The organism is Oscillibacter sp. (assembly GCF_031978065.1).
In the GTDB taxonomy this organism is placed as follows: domain Bacteria; phylum Bacillota; class Clostridia; order Oscillospirales; family Oscillospiraceae; genus Oscillibacter.
Genome location: NZ_DALZCH010000006.1, coordinates 1 through 6017 on the forward strand (window position 1 = coordinate 1; position 6017 = coordinate 6017).

Annotated in this window: 10 protein-coding genes; 7 read left to right on the forward strand and 3 right to left on the reverse strand. The window is 55.6% G+C overall.

Going from position 1 to position 6017, the window contains the following annotated elements; genetic code table 11:
* The first annotated feature begins 376 nt into the window (after nt 1-376).
* Both RTK01_RS01580 and RTK01_RS01585 read left to right on the forward strand, forming a co-directional pair.
* Nucleotides 377-832: a type II toxin-antitoxin system antitoxin SocA domain-containing protein gene (locus tag RTK01_RS01580; RefSeq protein WP_312279289.1), complete on the forward strand. Its 456-nt coding sequence runs from the start codon at nt 377-379 to the stop codon at nt 830-832.
* On the forward strand, nt 813-1118 hold the full coding sequence (locus RTK01_RS01585; protein ID WP_312279290.1) for a hypothetical protein: 306 nt from the start codon (nt 813-815) through the stop codon (nt 1116-1118). Before RTK01_RS01580 ends, RTK01_RS01585 begins: the two co-directional genes overlap by 20 nt.
* Nucleotides 1119-1166: 48 nt before the next feature.
* Here RTK01_RS01585 and RTK01_RS01590 read toward each other — a convergent pair whose 3' ends face one another.
* Nucleotides 1167-1364, reverse strand: a complete 198-nt coding sequence (locus RTK01_RS01590) for a hypothetical protein (protein WP_312279291.1) — start codon at nt 1362-1364, stop codon at nt 1167-1169.
* A gap of 53 nt (nt 1365-1417) precedes the next feature.
* A complete protein-coding gene (locus tag RTK01_RS01595) occupies nt 1418-1603 on the reverse strand; it encodes a hypothetical protein (RefSeq protein WP_312279292.1) in 186 nt (61 codons plus the stop codon).
* Between the two features lie 178 nt (nt 1604-1781).
* Here RTK01_RS01595 and RTK01_RS01600 point away from each other — a divergent pair, with 178 nt between their 5' ends.
* From RTK01_RS01600 to RTK01_RS01620, 5 genes are all read left to right on the forward strand, one after another.
* Complete coding sequence (locus tag RTK01_RS01600; RefSeq protein WP_312279293.1) at nt 1782-2012, forward strand: hypothetical protein; 231 nt, start codon at nt 1782-1784, stop codon at nt 2010-2012.
* Between the two features lie 127 nt (nt 2013-2139).
* Nucleotides 2140-2598 (forward strand): ATP-binding protein, encoded by a 459-nt coding sequence (locus RTK01_RS01605; RefSeq protein ID WP_312279294.1) that lies wholly within the window; start codon nt 2140-2142, stop codon nt 2596-2598.
* A 151-nt stretch (nt 2599-2749) separates the two neighbouring features.
* On the forward strand, nt 2750-3937 hold the full coding sequence (thiI, locus tag RTK01_RS01610) for a tRNA uracil 4-sulfurtransferase ThiI (RefSeq protein ID WP_312279295.1): 1188 nt from the start codon (nt 2750-2752) through the stop codon (nt 3935-3937).
* 17 nt (nt 3938-3954) lie between these two features.
* Entirely contained in the window at nt 3955-4086 is a 132-nt protein-coding gene (locus tag RTK01_RS01615) for a hypothetical protein (protein ID WP_312279296.1), read from the forward strand.
* 57 nt (nt 4087-4143) lie between these two features.
* Complete coding sequence (locus RTK01_RS01620) at nt 4144-5412, forward strand: competence/damage-inducible protein A (RefSeq protein WP_312279342.1); 1269 nt, start codon at nt 4144-4146, stop codon at nt 5410-5412.
* Between the two features lie 56 nt (nt 5413-5468).
* Here the strand turns inward: RTK01_RS01620 and RTK01_RS01625 are convergent.
* Nucleotides 5469-6017 (reverse strand): ZIP family metal transporter (locus RTK01_RS01625; RefSeq protein WP_312279297.1); only part of this gene is annotated, 549 nt, incomplete at its 5' end.

Sequence of the window (6017 nt, forward strand, 5' to 3'; positions counted from 1 at the left end):
GCCTATTATTGATAAGCTCATGACGGCGGGCATCATTCAGGGCGACGGCTCCGACGCGACCGGCAATGGCGATGTGATCAACCTGACGCACGAGATGGTGCGCACGCTGGTGTTTATCTACCGGGGCGGCGGGTTTGATAGGAAGCTGGAGGTTGAAGGAATGGAGACGGCGGTATAAGAAAAGAGACTCCCCGGGGACATGGTTAGTCCCTGGGGAGCTTTTTCATCTTTAAAAGTTGTTTGACGATGTATTCAGAAGTGCATTATAGGTATTTCTGCATACATATAAAGGAGAGTGGTTATTGCTTTTCACTTGCAATCGTTATATAATATAGATAAACATAAGGCCGATTTTTTTAAGAAGGAGGGCGATTTTGTGAAAGCAACAGCGCAAAACTTAAGTAACAACATCTTGGTCAGAGCGAAAAGAGAGCATATAGCAGTAACTCCAATGAAATTGCAGAAGCTATTGTATTATGTTTGCGTTCAATATGTAAAGAAAACTGGAATCTTACCTATTTTTGAACGATTTGAGCCGTGGCCGTATGGGCCTGTAATCCCCTCTGTCTATTCTGAATTTAAAACATTTGGATCATCGCCAATAAAAAGTTACGCTCGTAATGCGGAGGGGAAAGCAAAAATGGTGGACGAGGATGCCAACCCAGTCCTAAAATCCTGCATAGACGACATTTGGAATAAATACAAAAACTGGGGCGCTGTGGATTTGTCGAAAAAGACGCACACGGCGGGCTCGGGATGGTATGCGGCGTATCAGAGAAGCGGAGAAACAATTTCTGAGGAGGAAATGAGGAATGACACCTCTGGATGTTAAAATTCCCCCGGAAATACTTTCTGACGAAGATGTCCCACCCGAGACAGAAAGGACAATCCAAAAAGATTGCGCCCTATCAAGAGAAACGGACACACCCTCACTTGATTTCAAAAGATTTACTCTTGGTTCCGCTACTCTTGGATGGTGCATCTTCCTGATGTTCCTCTGCATTATCCTCTCATTATGGAAGCCGGATAACGAATTGCTAAAAAGCGGATTCGAGGCTTTCAAACTGATTGTAATGACAATACTTGGATTTATGTTTGGGTCACAGCAAAAAACTTGAGTTATCCCCGGAGCTTACCATTGGTAGGCTCCGGGGAGTTTTTTTGTTTCACGCCTGAATCCGCTTTTTCAGCTCGCTGTAAGCAGCAACTCGCTTTCTGCAACCATCAACAATCGACTTCGCATCGGGATTTCTGGAAGATATTTCATCATAGAAGCTGGCACATTTTTCTTCACAAACTATTGAATTTATAAGAGCGTCAACTAAAGTCACACGGTCATCGATGGATAATTCCAATTTGCTCATAACGCTATCCTTTCTACCGGCCTATTGCCCGACCGGCGGGGCGGGTTGCGGCTTTACCAGTTGTAATACTCTTTCCGAGTTTTGGGGAAATCCGCCGCCAGATGGTATTCTTCCTTATCCCACACCCTGGTTGCCCACGGGGTTTCTTTGAATGTCGCTACTTCTAAAAAGTCCCAGTAGCTTTCTTTGCTGCTGAACGTTACCCGAATATCGCCATTATCGTAGTGTTCTGTGTACATTTTCGCTACCTCCTGCCTTTCGGCTGTCGTGTTGTTTGGTTTATGGTCTTAGTATAGCATACTTGCGGTAGTACGCAAGATGGAATAATAAACAAACTTACGTCAGTATGCTTGTGCAAGTTGCATACTAGCGTAAGTATTTGATAAATGTTATAATGCCAGCAGGAGTTGATGTAATATGGGAGGGAAGACCTCAAACGAAAGCAAGGCGAAATATAATGCCAAGGCATATGACCGCCTTTACCCGTTTGTCCCAAAGGGCCGCAAAGCCGAGATACAGGCCGCAGCGGACGCGGTAGGGGAGAGCCTGAACGATTTCATACGCAAGGCCATAGACGAGCGTATGGAGCGGATGGAGGGCGTAGGGGGCGCTATTAAGCATCCCACCAAAGGAGAAACGAAAGAATAAGAGAATCCCCCGTAGGAACTAGGAAGTTCTTACGGGGGATTTTAATTGACTTTATTGGAATCTGCCGCTATGATATTTCATTGAAAGCAATTCGCTTTAGGGGCCTCGCGCGCGGCTACTTTAACAGGTGCACCCGACCGGGAAATGCACCTGCTCATCGCGGGACGTGGAGAAGTACGTGGAGAAAATTTCCGGTCCACTGCTGGACCGCATTGATTTGCACATCAACGTGCCGTCGGTTGAATACGAGGCCCTGCGGCGCAAGACCACGCCGGAGGATTCCGCCGCTGTGCGGGAACGGGTTCTGGCGGCGCGGGCGGTTCAGCTTGCCCGCTATGCGGGGACGAACGTGACCTGCAACGCCCAGCTTCCGCCCTCCATGCTGGCCGCTTTCTGCGGACTGGACGCAGCGGGAGACAAACTGATGAAATCCGCTTTCGAGCGGATGGGCCTTACCGCCCGGTCCCACGACCGGGTGCTGCGGGTGGCTCGCACCATCGCGGATTTGGAAGGATCGGAACGCATCGAAGCGTCCCATCTGGCCGAGGCCGTGCAGTACCGCAACACGGAGATTTTAAGAGGGTGAGCGTCCTTTGGGCAGGGCCGGACTACCGTCATCGGAATAGGCATTGTCATCTTGAGACAGGCTGGGTCCTGTCAAGCCGCGCACTGCGGTGAAAAGTGCCTTTTATCAGGGCTTCGCCCAAATATTTCAATTCAACCAATCGGAGGGTTCTATGACAAACCAAAACACGCGGGAGATTTTCCTGCTGAAGCTGGGCGAGGTGGTCCTGAAGGGGCTGAACCGCCATACCTTTGAGGACAAGCTGGTGGCCAACGTCAGCCGCCGTCTGCGCCACTGCGGCAGTTTCAACGTAACTCTGCGCCAGAGCACCATTTATGTGGAGCCCAGGAGTGAGGACTGCGACATGGCGGAGGCGCTGACCGCCTGCCGTCAGGTGTTCGGCGTGGTGAATGTGGCCCGGGCCGTTCCCTGTGAAAAGGACGTGGACGCCATTTTTGAAACGGCGGCGGCGTATTTGAAGGATGAATTTGCGGCGGCGAGGACCTTTAAGGTGGAGTCCAAGCGGGCGGACAAGCTGTTCCGCCTGAATTCCATTCAGATTTCTCAGGCCGTGGGCGGCCTTCTGGGGGAGCGGTTTCCCAATGTGGCTGTGGATGTCCACAAGCCGGATTTGACGGTGCATGTGGAGATTCGGGAAAAGGCGGCGTATGTCCACGCGCCCGCCGCTCCCGGTGCGGGAGGTCTGCCCATCGGCATGGGAGGCACGGCGGTGAGTCTTTTGTCCGGCGGAATCGACTCGCCGGTGTCCTCGTGGATGATGGCCCGCCGGGGCGTGCAGTTGGAGATGGTTCACTTTGTCTCTCCGCCCTATACCTCCCAACAGGCGCAGGACAAGGTGCTGGAGCTTGCAAGGCTTCTGACGGCGTGGTGCGGGCGGGTGACGGTGCATATCGTTCCCTTCACCAAAATTCAAGAGGAAATCCGCAAGCACTGCCCCGAGGAGTATTTTACCCTCATCATGCGCCGGTTTATGATGCGCCTTTCCGAAAAGGTTGCCCGGAGTATCCACGCAGGGGCGCTGATTACCGGCGAGTCTCTGGGTCAGGTGGCAAGCCAGACATTGCCCGCTCTTGGAGTGACGGAGGATGTGACCACACTGCCCGTCCTGCGGCCCCTCATCGGCATGGACAAGGTGGAGATTATCCGCATTTCCCGCGAAATCGGCTGCTATGAAACCTCGATTCTTCCCTATGAGGACTGCTGCACCGTGTTCACGCCCCGGCATCCCAGCACCCGGCCCAATCTGGAGGATGTTCGGGCGGCGGAGGCGGTGCTGGATATCGAGGGTCTAATGAGCGAAGCCATGGCGGGACGGGAAAGAATCCGTGTAAAGCCGTGAAATGCGCAGGGAAGAATTTGGGCGCCGCCGCGCTGTTTTTCGCGGCGGGGGTGCTCTGGCTGGTGGTGGCATTGAGAAACGACTTTGAGGCGCTTTATTTTGTGGCCACCGGTTTGAGCGTTCTCGCGGGGAACAATCAATCTATTTAATTATTTTAAGGCGCGGCACACAGACGAAAAATCCAATAAGAAGGGCTCTGAGTGATAATGCTTTCCGCTGAAATTCTTGCCGTGGGAACGGAACTGCTTCTCGGCAGCATCGCAAATACCAATGCCCAAATGATCTCCCAAAGCCTGTCCGGATTGGGTGTCAACGTGTTTTGGCACACCGTGGTGGGGGATAACCCCGGACGGCTGGAAGAGGCGCTGGACATCGCACGGAAACGGGCGAACGTCCTCATCACCGTGGGCGGTCTGGGGCCGACCTATGACGACCTCACCAAGGAGGTGGTCTGCCGGGCCTTTGGGCGCAGGCTGACATTCCGGGGGGATATCGCCGAAGAGCTTCGCGGGCTTTATGAAACTGTGTTCCGCGTCCCCATGCCGGAGAACAATTTGCGGCAGGCGGAGCTGCCGGAGGGCTGCACGGTGTTTGACAACCCCGTGGGTACCGCCCCCGGCTGCGCCTTTTACGAAGACGGCGTCCATGTGCTGATGCTGCCCGGACCGCCCGAGGAGTGCGAAGCCATGCTTCACCGCCATGCTGAACCGTATTTGCGGAGCCTGTCCGATGAAGTACTTCTCTCCCGCGACATTCTGTGCTTCGGCATAGGAGAGTCCGCCGTGGACCAGCTTTTGCGGGATAAAATGTCCCAGATGAAGAATCCCAGCCTTGCCACCTATGCAAAGCCCGCCGAAATGTGCCTGCGGGTGACCGCCAAAGCCAAAACCTGTGACGAGGCGGAGGCGATGCTTGCCCCCGTGGTGGACGAGGTGAAGAAAGCCCTTGGAGATGTGATCTACGGGGTGGACGTCTCCTCGCTGGAGGAGGCTTGCAAGAAGCTTTTGCAGGAACAGAAGCTGAGTCTTGCAACGGCGGAGTCCTGCACCGGAGGGTTACTGGCCCAGCGGATGACGGAGCTGCCGGGAGTGTCTGCCGTGTACCGGGGCGGGGTGGTGGCCTATTGGACGTCCGTAAAAGCGGACGTGCTGGGCGTGCCGTGGGCGCTGCTGGACGAATTTGGCGCGGTGTCCGAGCCTGTGGCCCGGGCTATGGCAGAGGGTGTTTGCGCCGTCACTGGCGCGGAGCTTGGAATTTCCGTCACGGGCGTGGCGGGCCCGGATGCGGACGAGCGGGGTAACCCCGTGGGGCTTGTGTATCTGGGGCTGTGCACACCGAAGGGGACCTTTTGCCGAAAGCTTACGCTGGGACGGCGGAAGCGGGAGCGCATCCGCGCACTGGCGGCAAACACGGGTCTGGACATGGTGCGGCGGTTTCTCACGGGCCTTCCGCTGGAACCGACGCGGGAAAAGTAATTGGATAAAAAAACGGCGGACGCAGGGAAACTCCCTGCGTCCGTTTTGCGCTTGGCTTATCCCAGCGCAACGTCCAGCACCATCATGATAAGAAAGCCCACCACAAAGCCGCAGGTTCCGGCACGGCTGTGGGCCTGAGGAACCAGCTCCTCTACCACCACATACAGCATCGCCCCTGCCGCAAAGCTTAAAAGCCACGGCATCAGAGGGCGAACGCCCGCCGCCACCAGCACCACCGCCACGCCGAACAATGGCTCCACAATGCCGGAGAGCGCACCGCCCACGAAGGAGCGCAGGCGGCTCCAGCCCTGCTGACGCAGTGGCAGGGAAATGGCTGCGCCCTCGGGAAAGTTTTGAATGCCGATGCCGATGGCCAGAGCCGCCGCACCCGCAAAGCTCTCTCCCTGCGCCGCCAGAGCGAAGGCGAGGCCCACCGCCATTCCCTCCGGAATGTTGTGCAGGGTGATAGCGGTGGTCAGCAGAACGGTTTGCTTCCAGCTGGGGTCCGCAATTTCCCGCTCCCGCCGGAGCCGGGGGAGCAGCGCGTCCAGCGCCGCCAGAAAGATCACGCCCCGCAGCATTCCCCCTGCTGCCGGGACCCAGCC